The sequence below is a fragment of the Martinezella lusitana genome, from assembly GCF_014207095.1.
GTDB lineage: Bacteria > Pseudomonadota > Alphaproteobacteria > Rhizobiales > Rhizobiaceae > Rhizobium > Rhizobium lusitanum_B.
This window is the reverse complement of the sequence record NZ_JACHBG010000002.1, coordinates 316,414-337,232: the sequence shown is the minus strand read 5'-3', so window position 1 is coordinate 337,232 and position 20,819 is coordinate 316,414. Positions and strand designations below refer to the sequence as shown.

Below are 20,819 nucleotides of genomic sequence, written 5' to 3'. Positions count from 1 at the left end.
CATGAGCGATCGGGACATGACGATGAAGGGGCATCTGAAGCCCTTTAGGGATTACAAGCCTGAGCATTTCCTGTGGGATGTCAGCGAAGACGGCCGTGTCGCCACCATCCGCCTGAACCGCCCTGAGCGTAAGAACCCGCTGACCTTCGACAGCTATGCCGAGCTGCGCGATCTCTTCCGCGATCTCGCCTATGCATCGGATATCCGCGCCATCGTGCTGACCGGCGCAGGCGGCAATTTTTCCTCCGGCGGCGACGTCTTCGAGATCATCGAGCCGCTGACCCGCATGGCGATGCCCGAGCTCCTGGCCTTCACGCGCATGACCGGCGATCTCGTCAAGGCGATGCGCAAATGCCCGCAACCGATCATCACGGCAGTCGACGGCATCTGCGCCGGCGCCGGCGCCATCCTTGCCATGGCCTCCGATCTGAGACTGGCAACGCCGGAAGCCAAGACGGCGTTCCTCTTTACCCGCGTCGGCCTTGCCGGCGCCGATATGGGCGCATGCGGCATCCTGCCCCGCATCATCGGCCAGGGCCGCGCCGCCGAGCTTCTCTATACCGGCCGTTCGATGACGGCAGCGGAAGGACAGGCCTGGGGCTTCTACAACGGCCTGCACAGCAACGCCGATCTGGAAAGCGAAGCAGTCAAGCTCGCCCGCTCGCTGGCCGACGGCCCCTGGTTCGCCCATGGCATGACCAAGACCATGCTGAACCAGGAATGGGCCATGGGCATCGAGGAAATGATCGAATCCGAAGCGCAGGCGCAGGCGATCTGCATGGCGACGCAGGATTTCCGTCGCGCCTTCGAAGCCTTCGCCGCCAAGCGTCGGCCGGAATTCCAGGGGGATTGAGTTGATGTCCACGGCAAGCAGCCTCTCCGGCCCGACACGCGATCATCTGGATTGGCCGTTCTTCGAAGAGCGTCATCATCGCTACGCTGCGCAAGTCGATGCTTTCGCAAAATCTGGCGTCATGGCTTCGATCGATCACGCCGATGTCGATGCTGCGTGCCGGAAGCTGGTCAAGTCGCTGGGCGAAGCCGGGCTTCTGACCGCCGCAACCGGGTCCTCCGACAGCGAACCACTGATCGATTCCCGCATGGTCTGCCTCGCCCGCGAAACGCTCGCCTGGCATGACGGCCTTGCCGATTTCGCCTTTGCCATGCAGGGGCTCGGCACGGGAGCCATCGGCGTGTCCGGCTCGCCTGAATTGCGCTCGGCCGTTCTGCCCAAGGTGCGCTCGGGTGACTGGCTCGCCGCTTTCGCGCTCTCCGAAAGGGATGCCGGCTCCGATGTGGCCGCGATGAGCTGCGCCGCCCGCCTCGAAGGCGATCACTATATTCTCGACGGCGAGAAGACCTGGATTTCGAACGGCGGCATCGCTGACGTCTACACCGTCTTCGCGCGCACCGGCGAAGCGCCGGGCACCCGCGGCATTTCCGCTTTCGTCGTCTTCGCCGACGATCCCGGCTTCTCGATTGCCGAGCGCATCGAGGTCATCGCGCCGCATCCGCTGGCGACGATCCACTTCGACAATTGCCGCATTCCCGCGTCGCGCCGCCTCGGCGCACCGGGCGAAGGCTTCAAGATCGCCATGCGCACGCTCGACATCTTCCGCGCCTCGGTCGCCGCCGCAAGCCTTGGCTTTGCCCGCCGCGCGCTGGATGAATCGCTCGCCCATGTTCGCGCCCGCCCGATGTTCGGCGCCACGCTGGCCGACCTGCAACTGACCCAGGCAGCCCTCGGCGACATGGCGACCGGCATCGACGCGGCAGCATTGCTGACCTATCGCGCCGCCTGGCGCCGCGACGTGCAGCGCCTGCCGACGACGCGCGAAGCGGCCATGGCCAAAATGACGGCAACGGAAACCGCGCAAAGCGTCATCGATCGTGCCGTCCAGCTCTTTGGCGGGCGTGGCGTGCGGTCGGGCGAGATAACGGAGAAGCTTTATCGGGAGATCCGCGCGCTTCGCATCTATGAAGGTGCGACCGAAGTTCAAAAACTCATCGTTGCACGCGAACTTCTGAAGACCTAGAGCAGTTCCAGGAGAGTTGCGCTGCAATTTTCCGTCCGGAACTGCATGAACAAGGAAATTGAGCGGTTCAGCGCTTTTGAAAGACGCCGAACCGCTCCAATGGGAGATAAGAGCATGAGCCGCGAGATTTTCGACTGGGCCGATCCGTTCCGCCTGACGGAGCAGCTGAACGACGACGAACGCATGGTGCTTGAAACAGCGCATTCCTATGCGCAGGAAAAGCTCGCACCGCGCGTCCTCGAAGCCTTCCGCAATGAACAGACCGATCCGACGATCTTCCGCGAAATGGGCGAACTCGGCCTGCTCGGCCCGACGATTGCTCCGGAATATGGCGGCGCCGGTCTCGGTTATGTCGCCTACGGCCTGATCGCCCGCGAAGTCGAGCGCGTCGACAGCGGCTATCGCTCGATGATGAGCGTTCAGTCCTCGCTCGTGATGGTGCCGATCGATGCTTTCGGCTCGGAAGCGCAGAAGCAGAAGTATCTGCCGAAGCTCGCAACCGGCGAATGGATCGGCTGCTTCGGTCTCACCGAGCCGAACCACGGCTCCGACCCGGGCTCGATGGTCACGCGGGCAAAGAAGGTCGATGGGGGCTATAGCCTGACGGGTGCCAAGACCTGGATCTCCAATGCGCCGATCGCCGATGTCTTCGTCGTCTGGGCCAAGACGGAAGATGGCCTCATCCGCGGCTTCATCCTCGAAAAGGGCTGGAAGGGTCTGTCTGCACCCGCGATCCACGGCAAGGTCGGCCTGCGCGCCTCGATAACGGGCGAAGTCGTCATGGATAATGTGTTCGTGCCCGAGGAAAACCTGCTGCCGAATGTATCCGGTCTCAAGGGGCCCTTTACCTGCCTCAACTCGGCGCGCTTCGGCATTGCATGGGGTGCGCTTGGTGCGGCCGAGGATTGCTATGCCAAGGCGCGGCAATACGTGCTCGACCGCAAGCAGTTCGGCCGGCCGCTTGCCGCCAACCAGCTTATCCAGAAGAAGCTCGCCGATATGGTCACCGAGATCACGCTCGGCCTGCAGGGCTGCCTGCGCCTCGGCCGCATGAAGGAAGAGGGCCATCCGCCCGTCGAGCTGACCTCGATCCTCAAGCGCAACAGCTGCGGCAAGGCGCTGGATATCGCCCGCGCCGCCCGCGACATGCTTGGCGGCAACGGTATCTCGGACGAATTCGGCATCGCGCGTCACCTCGTCAACCTCGAAGTGGTCAACACCTATGAGGGCACGCATGACATCCACGCCCTCATCCTCGGCCGCGCCATCACCGGCATCGCCGCCTTTTCGAACTGAGGCCCGCTTTGGCGTTTAAAACCACCAGACCCCTGCGTTTCGGAGATTGCGATCCTTCTGGGATCGCATACTTCCCCTCCTATCTGAACATCCTCGTCGGGGTTCTGGAAGACTACTTTGCCTCGCTCGGCTTCCCATGGAGGCGATTGATCGACGACCGCCGCATCGGTGTCCCCACCGTGCGGCTCGATCTGACCTTCATGAAGCCGGGCCTGCAAGGCGACGAACTGGAATTCGTGCTTGTCGTCCGCGGCATCGGCCGTTCCTCGCTCGATCTGGAGCATCAGGTCTCGGCGAACGGCCAGGTGCTGTGGACGGCCAAGCACCGTGTCGTCGCTACCTCGCTCGACAACAATCAATCATACGCATGGCCGGATGACATCCGCGCCGCGCTGACCTCTCATCTGGAGATGCCCGATGCACACCATCCTGCAACCTGAAGGCTGGGCCAAGCCGATCGGCTATGCCAACGGTATAGCGGCGACAGGCCGCACGGTGTTCGTCGGCGGCCAGATCGGCTGGAATGCCGCCTGCGAGTTCGAAAGCGACGATTTCGTCGATCAGGTGCGCCAGACGCTGAAGAATGTCGTCGCCATCCTTGCCGAAGGCGGCGCGGAACCGAAGCACATCACCTCGATGACCTGGTATTTCACCGACAAGCAGGAATATCTCGGCAATTTGAAGGGTCTCGGCCAGGCTTATCGCGAAACCATCGGCCGCCATTTCCCAGCCATGGCGGCCGTGCAAGTCGTTGCTCTCGTCGAGGATCGCGCCAAGATCGAGATCCAGGCGACGGCCGTCATTCCGGAATAACGCTGGAGCAATTCCAGGAAAGGTGCGCAGCGGTTTTTCGTCCGAAATGCGCGGAAACAAAGAGATAGAGAGCTTTCGCGTTTCGAAGAAACGTGAAAACTCTCCAGACAGGTGGTCAAGATCATGTCGGCATTGCGCTTTTCGGACACCATCTCGGCGGCGCTCGCCGATGGCATCCTGGTCGTCACCATAGACAACGCACCGGTCAACGCGCTCTCCGCAGATGTGAGAGCCGGCCTGATGGCCGCGCTCGATCACGCAGAGAAAGACGGCGCAGTCGCGGGCGTCGTCATCACCGGCGCAGGCAGTACCTTCATCGGCGGCGCCGACATCAAGGAATTCGGCAAGCCGCCGGTCGAACCGCTGCTGCCCGATGTCATCTCGCGCATCGAAACCTTTGCCAAACCCGTTGCCGCAGCCATCAATGGCGCAGCACTCGGCGGCGGCCTGGAAGTGGCGCTTGCCTGCCATCGCCGCCATGCTGCCCCGTCAGCCAAGCTTGGACTGCCTGAGGTCAAGCTCGGCATCGTTCCCGGCGCCGGCGGCACGCAGCGCCTGCCCCGCCTGATCGGTATCGCCGCGGCCATCGACGTGATCACGAGCGGGCGCATGGTCTCCGCCGCCGAAGCCCTGAAGCTCGGCATTATCGATAGCCTGTCCAGCGGCGTTCCGGTCACGGAAGCCGTCGCAGATATCAAGACAATCGACAGCTCCACCCTTCGCCGCACCGGCCTGCTGCCCACCCCTGCGGAAGCAGCCGACATCATCGACAAGGCTGCAACGGACGCATTGCGCAAGGCCCGCGGCCAGCGTGCGCCCTCCGAGGCAGTCCGCCTCGTTCGCCTGGCGGCTACCGCACCCTTGGCAGAAGGTTTAGCCGAAGAGCGCCGCACGTTCATCGAGCTTCGCGACAGTGAAGAGGCTGCCGCCTTGCGTCACGTCTTCTTCGCCGAGCGGGCCGCAGGCAAGGTCGAGGGACTGGAAGCGGTCGCGCCACGCAAGATCGAAACGATCGGCATCGTTGGCACAGGTCTCATGGGCTCGGGTATCGCCGTTTCGGCACTCAATGGTGGCTACCGCGTCATCGGTGTAGAACAGAACCCAGAAGTTGCAGAAAAAGGCCGCGAACGGATCATCGGCCTGCTCGACAAGGCCATACAATCCGGCCGCCTCGATGCGGCTGGCCGCGAGGACCGCGTTGGCCGCTTGACCGTTACGGCCGATATGCAGCAGTTGTCACGGGCCGACATCGTCATCGAAGCCGTCTTCGACGATCTCACCGTCAAGACGGAATTGTTCCAGCGCCTCGATACGATCGTTCGGTGCGACGCCATCCTTGCCACCAATACCAGCTACCTCGACCCGGATGTCATCGCCGCCGCCACTGCACAGCCGGAACGTGTCGTCGGACTGCACTTCTTCTCGCCCGCGCATATCATGCGGCTGCTTGAAGTGGTGAACTGCAAGCGGACGGCGCCTGACGTGCTGGTGACAGCCCTTGCGCTTGCAAAGCGGCTGGGCAAGCTGCCCATCGTCTCCGGCGTTACCGAAGGCTTCATCGGCAACAGCATCTTTTCCGCCTATCGCCGCGAAGCCGAATACATGCTCGAAGATGGCGCCTCGCCGCAGGAGATCGATGCGGCGCTGGAGGCCTACGGTTTTCCGATGGGGCCGTTCGCCGTCTTCGACATGGCGGGTCTGGAAATCGCCTGGGCACGCCGCAAGCGGCAGGCAGCAACTCGCGATCCTGCGGAACGCTATGTCGTCATCCCTGATCGGCTCTGCGAAGCCGGACGCTTCGGCCAGAAGACCGGTCGCGGTTGGTATGCCTATCCCGACGGCAGGCGGACTGTCGATCCGGACGTGACGGCCATGATCGAAGCCGCCCGTGCAGAGAAAGGCATCGCGCCGAAGCAGTTTACGGCGGAAGAGATTGTCGCTCGGCTGCTGAAGGCCATGACCAATGAGGGCGATGCTCTGCTTTCACGAGGCATTGCCGCCCGCGCCAGCGACATCGATCTTGTGATGATCAACGGCTACGGCTTCCCGTCGAGCAAGGGCGGCCCGATGTTTGCAGCAGGCCGTCGCTGAGAGACGAATGACCTCGGGTGCTTGAGGTAATTCAATCCTCCGTTGTTCGGCCGGGTAACACCCTGTAGAGTCGGGCAACACTCGGGAGATCGGCGCCATGGCACTCAAGCGAATGGACAATGTCGGAATTGTCGTCGAAAACCTCGGAGCGGCGATCAATTTCTTTCTCGAACTCGGCCTCGAGCTCGAAGGGCGGGCCACGATCGAAGGAGAATGGGCCGGACGCGTTACGGGGCTGGGCGATCAGCAGGTCGAAATTGCCATGATGCGCACGCCGGACGGACACAGCCGGCTCGAGCTCTCCCGTTTCATCAGGCCAGCTGTCATCGCAGACCACCGCAACGCCCCGGTGAACGCCCTCGGCTACCTCCGCGCTATGTTTACCGTTGATGACATCGACGAGACGCTTGAAAGACTCGGAAGGCAGAGCGCACAACTCGTAGGCGATGTCGTCGATTACAAGAATATCTATCGGCTCTGTTACATCCGCGGGCCTGAAGGGCTTCTCATCGGACTTGCCCAGGAACTGAGCCAAGCTCGATAGGAAGGCAAAGCGCCCTTTTCGCGTATCAGGCGGCCGAAGACAGCAGTGTGAAGAGTTCCTGCGGCCGGTTGACGCCACGCAGCGCATAGCGGCCGACCGAGACGAGATCGTTGCCGCGGTTGGTGGACAGCGCCTCGACGAAATTCGACGACATCAGGATGTTGCGATCGGCCGAACGGCACATCGAGGCGATGCGGCTGACCTCGTTGACGGCAGGTCCGATGACCGTGAAATCGAGCCGGTCCATGCTGCCGATATTGCCGTAGAAGACATCGCCGATATGCAGGCCGAGATAGACATCCGTCACCGGCCTGCCCTCGATCTGCCGCTGCGAATTGAGGTCGCGCAGCCGCTGACGCAGCAGCGATTCCGCCATCAGGGCGGCGGCGCAGGCATCCGCGGAATTCCGCGCCTTGAAGATCGCCAGCGTGCCGTCACCGATCAGCTTCAGCACATTGCCGCCCGCCTCATGGATCGACGAGATGACCGCATCCGCATAGGCATTCAGCATCGGGATGATATCGTCCGGCTCGGCGGTATCGGAGATGCGTGTGTAGTTGGCGAGATCGGAAAACCAGAGCGCCGCTGAAATCCGTTCGGTCTTGCCTCGGGTAATCTTGCCCTCAAGCACATGCCTGGCAGCGTCCTCGCCGAGATAGACCTCCGCGATGGTGCGGGCGATGCGGCTCATACCGGTGCACTTGATTGCAAGCGCGAGCGCCGGCGTCAGCTTGCGTAGCACGCGGAGATCCTCTTCCGGGAACCCGACTTCGCCTGCGGTGGCGAAGTTGGAGTAGAAGCAGTCCATCTCGCCGATCGTGCCGCCCTCTTCGAAGCGATGCACCATGGCGATATAATCGGTGTGACCGTCTTCCTTCAGCTTGTCGAGCCCGAAGAAATCCGTCGGCTCGCCAAAGCCGATCCGCCGGCGCACTTCGTCTCCGCCCGTCGTCAGCATGTGATAAAATGCGGAACGGACCCAGTTCTCGGAGGCGATCCCCTGATGCGACGGGCCATATTCGAACTCGCGCTCGATCACCTGGTTGCCGTCCCAACGGAAGGCGCGACCCTCATAGACCGGATGCAACGTATCCATCAGCGCCATGGCGCGATCAAGCTTGAGGCCGTGCGCGCAGCACTGGTCGCAGAAACCCGAGAGGATATCGACTTCCGCCATCCCCTTGAGACCGGCCTGCATGAGCCAGCTGGCAATTTCGCCGATGTCCTTCGCGTCCATGGATATCTCCCGACCCTATGAAGGATTCGCTTTAGTACGAAACTCTAAGGCTTGGAATGCCGTACTGCACAAAATAGTCTCGACGAACGTAAGTCATTGCCGCCCCTGTGGCACAGAAGCGGCGATTTGACACGCTGGAAGGTGGCCGTGAGGTGTCAGCCTCTCACTATGGGCCACAGCAAATCCTCCAGACCGATGCGTCGGAAGAGTTCTGCGCGCACCCGGTCGGCAACGCCATTGACGATTTCCGCACCATCCTCGGAGGGGTCTATGTGGGTACGGAACGGTCGAGTTCCAAACGGCATGTCGACGACGTCGACAATGGCGGTCGCGACCGAGGCGGCATCGGCATCCGCCGGCTCAAGCGAGGCAAGCCCCTTCAGCGCCTGATCGGGAATGCCCGCATAGGGACCGTTATCATATTCGGCGGCGCGAGCCTTATCGGCCGGCGCGCCGGAATGGGCGAAGTGATTGGTACCCTTCGTAAATGCGCCGGGCACGATGATGGCGGTCTCGATGCCCCAACGGGACAGCTCCGAAGCGTAGGAGACGGCAAGCGAATCCATCGCCGCCTTGGCTGCGAAGTAAGGCGAGAGATAGGGCGGCGTGCCACCACGGGTACTGGACGAGGAAATCCAGACGACCAGCCCCTTCCCTTCCTTGCGCATATGGGGCAGCACGGCTCGATTGACGCGCTGGGTGCTGAGTACATTGATATCGTAGAGTTCGGCAAACTGCTCCGGCGTGAAGGCTTCTGCCGGGCCGAAGGACATATGACCGGCATTGTGGATGATGGTATCGATGCGGCCGTGCGCGGCGATGACGGCGGCAATGCCGGCATCGACGGAGGCATCCGAGGTGACATCAAGTTCGACGGTCCTAAGATCGACGCCGTTCTCTGAGGTAAATGCCGCTGCCGCCGCAACCTGCGCCGCATTGCGTCCCTTGGCTTCGCGGATGCCCGCATAGACAGTATGCCCTGCCTTGGCGAGAGCGTGTGCCGTCAGAGCGCCGAAGCCGCTCGATGCACCCGTTATGACAATGACTTTCTTGCTCATGATCCTGTTCCTTTGCTGGATTGGCTGCTTTTCGCGATAGGTTGGAGGGCGACAGGCTTTGCCCTGCCACTAGGTTGGCTCAGATCATGCCGCCATTGGCGCGCAGCGTCTGACCGTTGATCCAGCTGCCATCCGGGCCGACGAGAAAGGAGACGGTGGCGGCAATATCCTGCGGCGTGCCGAGACGCTCCAGCGGGTTCATCTTGGCCATGCGATCGATGAGTTCATCGCTTTTGCCGTTGAGGAAGAGATCCGTGGCCGTCGGGCCAGGAGCGACAGCATTGACCGTGATCGCGCGGCCGCGCAGTTCCTTCGCCATGATGCCGGTCAGCGCCTCGACACCGGCCTTGGTTGCCGCATAGACACCGTAAGTTTCGAGTTTTAGGCCGACGATGCTGGTCGAGAAGTTGACGATGCGGCCGCCATCGCGCAGCCGCTTGCCGGCCTCGCGCAACGTATTGAACGTACCCTTGAGATTGATGGCGACTTGCCGATCGAAATGTGCGTCGTCGGCATCGGCAATCTTGGCAAGCTGCATGATGCCGGCATTGTTGACGAGAACGTCGACTCCACCGAAGGCTGCCTCGGCCGCATCGAACATGCGGCGCACGGCATCGACATCGGAAACATCGGCTTTCGCGGTCAGCGCCCTGCCGCCCCTTTCCTCGATCTTGCGAGCCAGTTCCTCGGCGGCGGCTTCGCTGCCGGAATAGTTGATGACAACAATGAAGCCATCTTCGGCCAGACGTTCGGCAATCGCCGCGCCGATGCCGCGGGATGCACCGGTGACAATCGCTACCTTATTGGAATTGCTGCTCATTTTCCTCATCCTTCATTGCTTTGCGCCACAGTGCGTTTCGATGAGGAGAAGATGCCCCTTTTCATTCAGCGGATAATCAGCCATTAATCGGCATCACTATCCGAAAATTGCGAACAAATAAGATGGACAGATTCGATGCCATGCGAGTGTTTTGCCGGGTCGTCGAACGGCGCAGTTTTACGTTGGCCGCGGACGATACCGGCCTGCCTCGATCGACGGTAACGGATGCGATTAAGCAGCTCGAGGCTCGGCTTGGCATACGCCTGCTGCAGCGCACGACACGGCATGTCAGCCCGACACTCGACGGCGAGGCCTATTACCAGCGCTGTCTGCGCATCCTCTCCGATATCGAGGATGCGGAAGGCGCCTTTGCCGGCGCCAAGCCGAAGGGCGTGCTGCGCGTCGACGTACACGGCACGCTTGCCCGGCACTTCGTCCTGCCGAACCTGCCCTCCTTCCTCGAAACCTATCCGGACATCGAACTGCAGATCACCGAAGGCGACCGGTTCGTCGATCTGATCCGCGAGGGGATCGACTGCGTGCTGCGAGTCGGGACATTACAGGATAGCGACATGATCGGCCGCCGCGTCGCGATGCTGGAGGAAGTGACGCTCGCGGCGCCCGCCTATGTCGAACGTTTCGGCACGCCGGCTCATCCGGATAGGCTCGATGGCCACCGGATGGTCGGCTTCCGTTCGTCCGCCACAGGTGGGCTGCTGCCGCTGGAATTCCAGATCGACGGCGCGGTCCGCGAGATCACCTTGCCGGCCACCATTTCCGTCAACGCAGCCGAGAGCTATTTCGCCGCCGCCATACTCGGCCTCGGCCTGATCCAGGTTCCGCGCTATCACGCCGAGGAAGCATTACGATCGGGCGAGTTGCTGCATGTCCTTCCGAACTACCCGCCGACACCAACGCCTGTCTCGATGCTCTATCCCCGCAGCCGGCAGCTGTCGCCGCGAGTGCGCGTCTTCATAGACTGGCTGGTCAAGGTTTTCGCCGGACAGAACAGCGCCGAAACCGTGCCCGGATGAATATTCCGCGAAAGCGATCAAATAAATGAAATCGGCTCTTTGAATGCGCGAGGACCACGCCTACGTCGTAGGGCATCATTCCGTTCGCGACGCCGTTTCGGCGTCGTGACAGCCTGAAGATTTTCGAGAGAGAGCCGATGACCGAACAGAAGCAATTGAAGCTCGGGGCCTTCATGCGTCCCGTCAGCCTGCATACCGGTGCCTGGCGTTATCCCGGCGCCTATCCGGACGCCAACTTCAATTTCCAGCATATCAAGAGCTTCGCTCAGGAGCTGGAAAGGGCGAAATTCGATGCCTTCTTCATGGCCGATCATCTGGCGGTTCTCAACATGCCGATCGAGGCGCTGAAGCGCAGCCAGACCGTCACCTCCTTCGAGCCCTTCACCCTGCTTTCGGCGCTCGCCGCCGTCACCGACAGGATCGGTCTGGTCGCCACCGCCTCGACGACCTTCGACCTGCCCTATCACATTGCCCGCCGTTTCGCCTCGCTCGATCACATCAGCGGCGGCCGCGCCGGCTGGAACATCGTCACCACGTCCAACCCCGATGCCGCCCTTAATTTCGGTCTGGACGAGCATATGGAACATGGCGAGCGCTACCATCGCGCCCGCGAATTCTACGATGTCGTCACCGGCCTCTGGGACAGTTTTGCGGACGACGCCTTCATCCACGACGCCGAAAGCGGCATCTTCTTCGATCCCGAGCGGATGCATGTGCTTGGGCACAAGGGCGAAGAGCTTAGCGTTCGCGGCCCGCTCAACATCGCCCGCCCGCCGCAAGGCTGGCCCGTCATCGTGCAGGCCGGGCAATCGGATGCCGGCCGCCAGCTTGCCGCCGAAATGGCGGAGGCGGTCTTTGCAGCTCCCCGCGATCTCACCGATGGCAAGTCGATCTTTGCCGATATCAAGGGGCGGATGAAGGCAATCGGCCGCGACCCGGATCACCTGAAGATTTTGCCCGCCGCCTTTATTGTCGTCGGCGATACCGTCGAAGAGGCGAAGGCCAAGCGGGCGAAGCTCGATAGCCTCGTCCATTACGACAGCGCCATCGCTTCCCTGTCGATCGCGCTCGGACACGATGCCTCCAAGTTCGATCCGGATGGCCCGCTGCCGGAAACGCCTGAAACCAATGCAAGCAAGAGCGGCCGCGAACGCGTCATCGCCCTTGCCGAAGCCGAAAAGCTCACCGTGCGCCAGCTAGCCCAGCGCCTCGGCGGCTATGCCGGCCTCGCCTTCGTCGGCACGCCGCAGGGCATCGCCGACGAGATGGAGCAGTGGTTGCACGAGGAAGGCTCCGACGGTTTCAACGTCGTCTTCCCCTTCCTGCCGCAAGGCCTGCTTGACGTGACGACCCGTCTTGTTCCAGAGCTTCAGCGTCGCGGCATCTTCCGCCGCGAATACGAAGGCACGACATTGCGCGAACACCTCGGCCTGCCGCGCCCGGAAAACCGCTTCTTCAAGGCTACCGCTGAAGCCGCGCAATAAGAGAGCCCATCACAAGAGAATAACATGAGCCATATTACCCCGATCGACTACGAAACCGCTTCGGACGCCGTGCGCGCCGAGCATGACCGCGAAGTGCAGCTGCGCGGCCGCATGACGAACATGAAGCGGACATTGCTGCATTCGCCGGTGGCGCATCGCATCTATGCGGAATGGTTTCCTCTGCGCGAGGAACTGCGCCCGGCGCTGGACGATCGCGGCGTCTGGCTGCTTTGCCAAGCCATCGCGATCGAATGCCGCTCGATTATCCCGGTCGGCTTCTTCCGACGTGCGCTGATCAATGCCGGCCTGACGCCGGAAACGATCGTACCGACGGAAGACGAAGCCCTGCTGATCGATTTCGGCAAGGCAATCGTCAGGGATTCAAACGCGATTCCCGAAGACGTCTGGGCACGGCTGAAAGCCCGCTACGACGAGCCGACCCTTGCCAATCTCGTGGCTTTCGCGGGGATCATGATCGCGACTGCGATCTACAACAATGCTGTGAAGGTGGATATCGATCCGGAGCTTGGGCCTTATCTCGAAGGATTTGAGTTTCCGGCGAAATAGCGAAGGCCCCTCACCCTAGCCTTCTCCCCGCACGCGGGGAGAGGGAATGACCTCTGTGTCCTCGCCTTACTCAGCGCTGAAAGAGGGAACGGTGATAGCGCCGCTATCCCCTTCTCCCCGTCAAAACGGGGAGAAGGTGCCCGACAGGGCGGATGAGGGGCTCTCGCCACCTACTCCAAAGTTACCCAGAAATCGTCGTCGAAAACTGCGGATTGCCGCGGATCGTGTTGCTGACCGTGCAGATCTCGTCTTCGGCGGCATGCGCGATCGCGTTGCGCACCTCGTCGCTAAAATCGCCCTTGATGGTGAAGGCGATGTTGAACTTCTCGACGCGGGAAAGGCCTTCGGTGGCCTTTTCGCCTGTCACGACGGCGGTGACTTCGGTGAGCTTGTCGAGCACGCCAAGGCTGCTGGCTGCCATGCGGGCGCTCAAGACCAGGCAGGCGGACAGCGACGAATAGAGCAGGTCGAGCGGATTGAACCCCGGCTGCGACGGCGAGGTAACGATGTCGATCTCACCGCCGGTCACCGAGGTCACATGTGGAAAACCGGTGCGGCCAACCGTTGCAGTAGCACCCGTCTGCCTCGTCTTCACTTTCAGTTCGGCCATTTCGAAAATCCTTGCAATAACAGCGTGAAACCCTTTCCCTCTACATAGGGATTCATCGCGCGGGACACAATTGCAGTTCCTACCCCTTGCGTCTTCAAAACAGTTAAGCCACCAAATGGTTACAAGATCATCGCAAGACAGGCAGTTTCGATATGACCGTTTCCGATCCCCGCGCCTTCCTGATCTCTCTGTTCGATGCCGCCGTGCGCGCCGCCGATCCGCTGACCGGCATCCGCGCCCATCTGCCGAAAAAGCCGAAAGGCCGGACGATCGTCATCGGCGCCGGCAAGGGTTCGGCCCAGATGGCGGCAGCGCTGGAACAATGCTGGGATGGCCCGCTGGAAGGCCTGGTGGTGACACGATACGGCTTTTCGGCCCCCTGCCGCCAGATCGAGATCATCGAAGCTGCCCATCCGGTGCCGGATGAAGCGGGACTTACCGCCTCCCGCCTGCTGCTCAAGCTTGTCGAGGGCCTGACCGCAGATGATCTGGTGATCGCCCTGATATCGGGTGGTGGCTCGGCCCTCTTACCCTCGCCCGCCGGCACGCTCAGCCTCGCAGACGAGATCGCCGTCAACAAGGCGCTGCTCGCCTCCGGCGCCCCCATCTCCGCAATGAATGTCATTCGCAAGCACCTGTCGACCATCAAGGGCGGCCGGCTCGCGGCAGCAGCCTACCCTGCCAAGGTCGTCTCGCTCGTCGTTTCGGACATTCCCGGCGACGATCCGGCCCTGGTCGCATCCGGCCCGACCGTGCCGGGTGCCGGCACCCGCACCGAGGCCCTCGATCTTATCCGCCTCTACCGCATCGAGTTGCCGTCAGCCGTTCTCGCCCATATCGAAAAGCCCGGAGCGGATGCACCGCGCCGGGACAATCCACGCTTTGCCGGCAATGAGGTTCATCTCATCGCATCGGCCGGGGTCTCGCTGGAGGCAGCAGCCGAGGTGGCCCGCGCCGCCGGAATAGAAGCAGCTATCTTCTCCGATGCCATCGAAGGCGAAGCCCGCGAGGCCGCCCATGTCCACGCCGCCATCGCCCGCGAAGTGCTGCATCGCAACCGCCCCTTCGCCAAGCCGATCGTGCTGCTTTCCGGCGGGGAGACGACGGTGACGCTGAAAGGCAAGGGCAAGGGTGGGCGAAACTCGGAATTCCTTCTGTCGCTCGCCATCGACATTGACGGCCACACCGGCATTCACGCCATGGCGGCCGACACGGATGGCATAGACGGCAGCGAGGACAATGCCGGTGCCTTTGCCGATGCAGGCACAGTGGCACGGCTTCGCGCGGCCGGGCTGGTTCCCGCAGAGATGTTGGCAAACAATGACGCCTGGACGGCGTTCAACGCAATCGATGATCTCTTCGTACCCGGCCCAACCGGAACGAATGTCAACGATTTCCGCGCCATTCTGATTCTATAGGCCGCCCAGCGGACGCGCTCAGGCGATGGTGCTGCAATCGTCGCAGCGCCAATAGGCTGCGGCCATCGACGACCAACGGAAAAAGTGCCGGTGGCAATGGCTGCACTCGATTTCCACGACATGCGTCTTCTGAGAAACCACGAGCGGCTTGACCTGCGCCTTGCGCTCGCTTTTCCATCGCTCAAGCTTCGTAACGGCCATCAACACCCCCAACGCAATACACTTGCCTCGCCCGAAGATGCCATAAAGTAGATTCAACTAATAAAAGAAATGTTACAGGCCCAAGGCCGTTGATCGCCCACGCGTCGCGGGAAAACTGGAACCAATCCACCCCTCACATTTGCGCAATCTACAGTCCCTCGGCCGCAAATTCGCTGTTGGCAGCAAAAGCTCCGTCAATCGGTTGCCGACTTATATCGCCAGGGCACCTTCGAAAACTTGCAACTGCGGATATCGCTATTTCCAGGCGAGGCACCATTTCAAGGGTGGGCTTCGTTCCAAAACCAGTAACGGGAGGCATGATGATGCGCCATTTCCGCCATCGAGCGATTTCGTCGGTGACCTTGATCACCTTTGCCCTTTTCTCGGTAACAGCCAGAGCCGCCGCACCGCCGCCGGTCGAGGCCGAACATGGCATGGTCGTCACGGCGCAGCATCTCGCCACCGATGTCGGCGTCGAAGTGCTGAAAAGTGGCGGCAACGCCGTCGATGCGGCTGTCGCCGTGGGCTATGCATTGGCGGTGGTCTACCCGACTGCCGGCAATATCGGCGGTGGCGGCTTCATGACCATCAGAATGCGGGACGGCAAGACGACTTTCCTCGATTTCCGCGAGCGCGCGCCGCAGGCCGCCAAGAAGGACATGTATCTCGACGATAAGGGTAACATCGTCAAAGGCGCAAGCACGGATGGCTATCTCGCCGTCGGCGTTCCCGGCTCGGTCATGGGTTTCGAGACCGCCCGCGAGAAATACGGCACGAAATCCCGCCAGGATCTCATCGCACCGGCCATTCGTTACGCTAAGGAAGGCTTCACGCTGAACCAGGCCGATGCCGCCGAACTGAACGAGGGCAAGGATTGGCTTTCCCGCGACCCGGCAACCGCCGCGATCTTCACCAAGTCGGACGGGAAACCTTTCGCGACGGGTGACAAGCTGACCCAGCCGGACCTTGGCAACGCTCTCTCCAGCATCTCCGATCAGGGGCCGGATGGTCTTTACAAGGGACCGGTTGCCAATGCCATCGTCAAAGCAAGCCAGGACAAGGGCGGCATTCTCGCCAACCAGGATTTCGAGCAATACAAGGTCCGCGAACTCGACCCAGTGAAGTGCGATTATCGCGGCTACCAGATCATTTCCTCGCCGCCGCCCTCCTCGGGTGGCGTCATCATCTGCGAAATCCTCAATGTGCTTGAGGGATATCCGCTCTCCTATACCGGCTACGGCTCGGCCGAAACCGTGCATGTCATGGTCGAAGCCATGCGCTACGCCTATGTCGACCGCAATTCCGCGCTCGGCGACCCGGATTTCGTCAAGAACCCTGTCAGTAAGCTGTTGGACAAGGACTACGCCAAGACGATCCGTGACGACATCGACCCCTATAGAGCCGGGGTCTCGAAGGACCTGATGCCCAAGGGCCTCGGCGAAAGTCACGAAACCACGCATTATTCGATCATCGACAATGACGGCAATGCCGTCGCAGTCACCTACACGCTGAATGGCTCCTTCGGCGCCGGCGTCGTCGCGCCCGGCACGGGTATCCTCTTGAACAACGAGATGGACGATTTCACCTCCAAGCCCGGCGTTCCCAATCTCTATGGCTTGGTGCAGGGCGAGGCCAATGCCATCGAGCCGAAGAAGACACCGCTTTCGTCCATGAGCCCGACCATCATCGCCAAGGACGGAAAGCCCTTCATGGTGATCGGCAGCCCCGGCGGCTCGCGCATCATCACCATCACGCTCGAGGCAATCATCAACGTCGTCGATTTCGGCATGAACATCCAGGAAGCGATCGACGCACCGCGCATCCATCATCAATGGCTGCCGGATAAAGTCTACATGGAGCCGCATGCGCTTTCACCTGACACGGTCAAGGTACTCGCCGGCATGGGCTACACCGTTCAGGTCGACAATGACTGGCCGATCTGGGGTCAGTCGGCCGGCATCCTCGTCGGCGGCAAGAGCCTGAGCGACATCGCCAAGGGCGGCGGTGCCCGCTACAACGGCGCCATGGACAGCCGCGCCGGCTCCGGACTGGCCGCCGGCTACTGAACCGCCAGACACCAGCCGACTCGATGAACCTGATCGGTGCCGCCCTTGTCGGCACCGGTCTTTTCGGCAGAGAAGATCGCGCGCAACGAGCACATTATCTTACGCTGAAAAACCAACCGTGAGCATTTCCGCGCGATATCGCGCAATTCATTCACTTAGCGTTCATCTGCCGCCGCGTTCACGCTTATGTGTGTCATTTTTTTCATCCCATCAATCAGATTTGCGGTTTCTGATATGGCCATCGCGGCCGAGCGGGAGTATACAAACCGCCGTTCAAACAGGCCTTCGCGGCCTTGACCAGACTTGCGGTTCTGTCTTCGGACCCCACTGCACCATCGAGAGCGATCCCCGACAATGTCGGATCAGATATTCCAGGCCGCCCCCACCCGGCGGGCCGCACCGAATTTTCGTGTAGTAGCACTTATCGTAGCAAGTGCGATGTTCATGGAACAGCTAGACGCGACCGTGCTCGCAACAGCCCTTCCGACCATGGCAAGAGACTTCGGCGTCAGCGCGCCGGCCATGAGTATCTCGCTGACATCCTACCTCCTCAGCCTCGCAATCTTCATTCCCGCCAGCGGCGCCATTGCAGACCGCTTCGGGTCGCGCACTGTCTTCCGATCCGCCATCGCGGTTTTCGTTCTCGGCTCGCTTTTGTGCGCGCAAGCACCGAACCTGTTCTTCCTTGTCCTTGCCCGGCTTCTACAAGGGCTCGGCGGCGCCATGATGCTGCCGATCGGCCGTCTCGTGCTGATGCGCAGCGTCGCCCGCAAGGACATGGTCAACGCTATGTCGTGGCTGCTGATCCCCGCGCTTGTCGGCCCCATCCTCGGGCCGCCGGTCGGCGGCATGTTCGTGACCTATCTCGACTGGCGCTGGATCTTCTATATCAACGTGCCGATTGGTATCATCGGCTTTATCCTCGTGACGATGTTCATCGAGGAGGTCAAAGGCCCGCGCACCGGCCGCTTCGATCTTTCGGGCTTCATCCTGTCGGGCATTTCGCTCGGATCGCTGCTCTTCGGCTTCGAAATGTCGAGCCGTGAAGGCGAAGGCTATCTCGCCATATTCCTGATCTCCATCGGCCTCCTGTTCGGCATCGCCTATCTGCGCCATGCCCGCAAGCATCCCTCGCCGATCATGGACTTCTCTTTGATGAAGGTGCCGACATTCCGCACCTCCGTCATCGCAGGTTCGCTGACACGCATCAGCCAGGGCGCTCACCCCTTCTTGATCCCGCTGATGCTTCAGCTCGGCTTTGGGCTTTCGGCCGCCGCTGCCGGCCAGATCGCGATCGCGACCGCACTCGGCTCGATGGCGATGAAGCCTTTCCAGGTTCGCATTTTACGCACGCTCGGCTTCCGAACCGCGCTCATTATCTTCGGTCTCATCGGCACGCTCGGCTACGGCCTGTGCTCCATCTTCAAGCCGGACTGGCCGCTGCCCGTCATCTTCGTGATCCTGTTCTTCTGCGGCTTCTTCATGTCGTTCCAGTTCACGGCTTACAACACGATCGCCTATGACGAAATCGAGCGCGACCGCATGAGCATCGCGACCAGCTTCTACTCGACCTTCCAGCAGCTGATGCTTTCGCTCGGCATCTGCGTCGCCGCCCTTGCGCTGCATGGCTCGACGCAGTTCCTTGGCCATGCGAAGCCCGAGATGGCCGACTTCTCCGTCGCCTTCATCGTCGTCACCGCGATTGCACTCCTCGCAGTCATCTGGAACGCCAGCTTCTCCCGCACCGCCGGCTCGGAAATCAGCGGCCACCGCCGCAAATCACCGGAAGAGAGCCTCGGCGGGCACTGAGGCTCGCCGGCGGCAAATTCAAGCAATAGCGCCTTTTGTGAACAGTGCCTTCACGGGCGGTGCATTGCATTGAACAATAGCCGCGCCCTAAATAGCGATCAGAACGAAATCTCAGTCTGGAGCATCCCATGGTCACCGGCATCCATCACATCACGCTGATCACCCGCAAGGTTCAGTCAAATGTCGATTTCTACGTCGGCTTCCTTGGCCTGCGCCTCGTCAAACGCACCGGCGGCTTCGAGGATGCCACACAGCTTCATCTCCTTTACGGTGACGCCACCGGTTCGCCCGGCTCGCTGATCACTTTTCTCGTCTGGGAAGACGGCTCGCCCGGTCGCGCCGGCGTCGGTCAGATCGGCGAAATCTCGCTGGCAATCGATCCCGCGAGCATCGGCTTCTGGCTGACGCGCGCCTTGAGCGCCGGTCTCAAGCCGGAGGGCCCGTCGGATGAATTCGGCGAGCCGGTCCTGCGGTTGAAGGATCCGGATGGTGTCATCGTCAAGCTTGTGGGGACCAATGCTCTGCAGGCAACGGCTCCGTGGACGAGCGAGAATATTCCGCAGGAACACGCGATCCGCCGCATTCGCGGCGCAACGCTGTTCAGCGAAACGCCCGAGGAAACGCAGGCCATCCTGATCGACCACTTCGATTACAAGCCACTCGCCACGAGTGGCGCGATCAGCCGTCTCGTCTCGGAGCCTGGGGATATCCTCGACATCAGGGACGCACGCGGCTTCTGGGCAAGCGCGCCGGGTACCGGCACGGTCGATCACGTCGCCTTTCGCGCCGAAGACGATGCCGAATTGCAGTCGGTCCGCACCGCGCTGCAAGCGGTCAATTCTTGGCCAACCGCGATGCATGACCGCAAGTACTTCCGCTCGCTCTACGTGCGCGAACCGGGCCGTATCCTGTTCGAACTCGCGACGGATGCACCGGGCATGTTGATCGATGAGGACGAGGCGACGCTTGGCACACGCCTCTTTGCCCCCGGCGACAGTCCGAAGCTTTTGGCCGAACTCAACGTGATCCTGCCGCAGTTCTCCATGCCCGGCGAACCGCGCGTGATCTATCGCGACCTGCCCTTCGTCCATCGCTTCTTCACGCCCGAGCAGCCGAACGGCAACGTCTTCGTCCTGCTGCATGGTTCCGGCGCCAATGAAACGACGATGCTGCCGCTCGGCCACAAGATCGACCCCAATGCGACCTTGCTCACCGTGCGCGGCCGCGCGCTTGAGGAAGGTGCCCCGCGCTGGTTCCGTCGCAATGGGCCGATGTCCTTCGATCAGGCCGATATCGCCAGCGAGGCCGAGGCTTTTGCCGCCTTTATCGATGGCGCCATCCATGCCTACGGACTCGATCCGGAGCGCATCGTCTATATCGGCTATTCGAATGGCGCCAACCTGTTGAACGCCATGCTGTCGCTGCACCCGCACCTCATCCGCCGCGCGGTGCTCCTACGCTCCATGGCGGTGCTCGAAAATCCGCCAGCTGCGGATATGTCGAATGCCGACGTGCTGGTGGTCGCCGGTGAGAAGGATTTGTACGGGCCATACGCTCACCCACTCGCCGAACGCCTGCATGATGACGGCGCAAAGGTCGAGCTTGCAACGGTGCTGGCCGGTCACGAGTTTGACGATGCCGATGCGCCGGTCATTCAGGCATGGCTCAACAAGTCCGCCTGAAACCGACCTCTTGAGCAGAAAGACAAAAAAGCCCGCCATCTGGCGGGCTTTTG

General features: G+C 61.6%; 19 protein-coding genes. 14 read left to right on the top strand and 5 right to left on the bottom strand.

Translation table 11 applies throughout. The features are described from left to right. Nucleotide 1 precedes the first annotated feature (1 nt). The 7 genes from GGD46_RS06205 (at nt 2) to GGD46_RS06175 (ending at nt 6,780) form a co-directional block, all read left to right on the top strand. Nucleotides 2-853, top strand: coding sequence for an enoyl-CoA hydratase family protein (locus GGD46_RS06205; RefSeq protein ID WP_184702826.1), 852 nt, complete (start codon nt 2-4; stop codon nt 851-853). 4 nt (nt 854-857) lie between these two features. Further along, nucleotides 858-2,036, top strand: a complete 1,179-nt coding sequence (locus tag GGD46_RS06200) for an acyl-CoA dehydrogenase family protein (RefSeq protein ID WP_184702824.1) — start codon at nt 858-860, stop codon at nt 2,034-2,036. Nucleotides 2,037-2,150: 114 nt separating this feature from the next. Further along, a complete protein-coding gene (locus tag GGD46_RS06195; RefSeq protein ID WP_184702822.1) occupies nt 2,151-3,332 on the top strand; it encodes an acyl-CoA dehydrogenase in 1,182 nt (393 codons plus the stop codon). An 8-nt stretch (nt 3,333-3,340) separates the two neighbouring features. Next, a complete protein-coding gene (locus tag GGD46_RS06190) occupies nt 3,341-3,772 on the top strand; it encodes a thioesterase family protein (protein ID WP_184702820.1) in 432 nt (143 codons plus the stop codon). Beyond that, the gene (locus GGD46_RS06185; RefSeq protein ID WP_184702818.1) at nt 3,750-4,145 is read left to right on the top strand and encodes a RidA family protein; all 396 of its coding nucleotides are present in this window, start codon (nt 3,750-3,752) and stop codon (nt 4,143-4,145) included. Before GGD46_RS06190 ends, GGD46_RS06185 begins: the two co-directional genes overlap by 23 nt. A 123-nt stretch (nt 4,146-4,268) precedes the next feature. Then, on the top strand, nt 4,269-6,236 hold the full coding sequence (locus tag GGD46_RS06180; RefSeq protein WP_184702816.1) for a 3-hydroxyacyl-CoA dehydrogenase NAD-binding domain-containing protein: 1,968 nt from the start codon (nt 4,269-4,271) through the stop codon (nt 6,234-6,236). Nucleotides 6,237-6,333: 97 nt separating this feature from the next. Then, on the top strand, nt 6,334-6,780 hold the full coding sequence (locus GGD46_RS06175) for a VOC family protein (protein ID WP_184702814.1): 447 nt from the start codon (nt 6,334-6,336) through the stop codon (nt 6,778-6,780). Between the two features lie 25 nt (nt 6,781-6,805). Here the strand turns inward: GGD46_RS06175 and GGD46_RS06170 are convergent, their stop codons facing one another. From GGD46_RS06170 to GGD46_RS06160, 3 genes are all read right to left on the bottom strand, one after another. Then, nucleotides 6,806-8,017 carry an adenylate/guanylate cyclase domain-containing protein gene (locus tag GGD46_RS06170; RefSeq protein ID WP_184702812.1) on the bottom strand — a complete coding sequence of 404 codons (1,212 nt, stop codon included), beginning with the start codon at nt 8,015-8,017 and terminating at the stop codon, nt 6,806-6,808. Between the two features lie 155 nt (nt 8,018-8,172). Next, nucleotides 8,173-9,075 carry an SDR family oxidoreductase gene (locus GGD46_RS06165; RefSeq protein WP_184702810.1) on the bottom strand — a complete coding sequence of 301 codons (903 nt, stop codon included), beginning with the start codon at nt 9,073-9,075 and terminating at the stop codon, nt 8,173-8,175. A 79-nt stretch (nt 9,076-9,154) separates the two neighbouring features. Beyond that, nucleotides 9,155-9,895, bottom strand: coding sequence for an SDR family oxidoreductase (locus tag GGD46_RS06160; protein WP_184702808.1), 741 nt, complete (start codon nt 9,893-9,895; stop codon nt 9,155-9,157). Between the two features lie 122 nt (nt 9,896-10,017). Between GGD46_RS06160 and GGD46_RS06155 the strand changes: the two genes are divergently transcribed. The 3 genes from GGD46_RS06155 to GGD46_RS06145 all read left to right on the top strand — a co-directional run bounded on the left by GGD46_RS06155 (nt 10,018) and on the right by GGD46_RS06145 (nt 12,980). Continuing rightward, the gene (locus GGD46_RS06155; RefSeq protein WP_184702806.1) at nt 10,018-10,929 is read left to right on the top strand and encodes a LysR family transcriptional regulator; all 912 of its coding nucleotides are present in this window, start codon (nt 10,018-10,020) and stop codon (nt 10,927-10,929) included. Between the two features lie 137 nt (nt 10,930-11,066). Then, a complete protein-coding gene (locus GGD46_RS06150) occupies nt 11,067-12,413 on the top strand; it encodes an LLM class flavin-dependent oxidoreductase (RefSeq protein WP_184702804.1) in 1,347 nt (448 codons plus the stop codon). 24 nt (nt 12,414-12,437) lie between these two features. Next, nucleotides 12,438-12,980: a carboxymuconolactone decarboxylase family protein gene (locus GGD46_RS06145; protein ID WP_184702802.1), complete on the top strand. Its 543-nt coding sequence runs from the start codon at nt 12,438-12,440 to the stop codon at nt 12,978-12,980. Nucleotides 12,981-13,161: 181 nt separating this feature from the next. Here GGD46_RS06145 and GGD46_RS06140 read toward each other — a convergent pair whose 3' ends face one another. Next, the gene (locus GGD46_RS06140; RefSeq protein ID WP_184702800.1) at nt 13,162-13,590 is read right to left on the bottom strand and encodes an OsmC family protein; all 429 of its coding nucleotides are present in this window, start codon (nt 13,588-13,590) and stop codon (nt 13,162-13,164) included. 152 nt (nt 13,591-13,742) lie between these two features. On the opposite strand from GGD46_RS06140, the gene GGD46_RS06135 reads away from it, so the two are divergent. Beyond that, entirely contained in the window at nt 13,743-15,008 is a 1,266-nt protein-coding gene (locus GGD46_RS06135; protein ID WP_184702798.1) for a glycerate kinase, read from the top strand. A gap of 18 nt (nt 15,009-15,026) precedes the next feature. Here the strand turns inward: GGD46_RS06135 and GGD46_RS06130 are convergent, their stop codons facing one another. Beyond that, on the bottom strand, nt 15,027-15,209 hold the full coding sequence (locus GGD46_RS06130; protein WP_184702797.1) for a hypothetical protein: 183 nt from the start codon (nt 15,207-15,209) through the stop codon (nt 15,027-15,029). Nucleotides 15,210-15,532: 323 nt separating this feature from the next. On the opposite strand from GGD46_RS06130, the gene ggt reads away from it, so the two are divergent. The 3 genes from ggt to GGD46_RS06115 all read left to right on the top strand — a co-directional run bounded on the left by ggt (nt 15,533) and on the right by GGD46_RS06115 (nt 20,766). Further along, nucleotides 15,533-17,275 (top strand): gamma-glutamyltransferase, encoded by a 1,743-nt coding sequence (gene ggt, locus GGD46_RS06125; RefSeq protein ID WP_184703227.1) that lies wholly within the window; start codon nt 15,533-15,535, stop codon nt 17,273-17,275. 354 nt (nt 17,276-17,629) lie between these two features. Next, nucleotides 17,630-19,084: an MFS transporter gene (locus GGD46_RS06120; protein WP_184702795.1), complete on the top strand. Its 1,455-nt coding sequence runs from the start codon at nt 17,630-17,632 to the stop codon at nt 19,082-19,084. Between the two features lie 128 nt (nt 19,085-19,212). Then, nucleotides 19,213-20,766, top strand: coding sequence for a VOC family protein (locus tag GGD46_RS06115; RefSeq protein WP_184702793.1), 1,554 nt, complete (start codon nt 19,213-19,215; stop codon nt 20,764-20,766). Nucleotides 20,767-20,819: the final 53 nt, after the last annotated feature.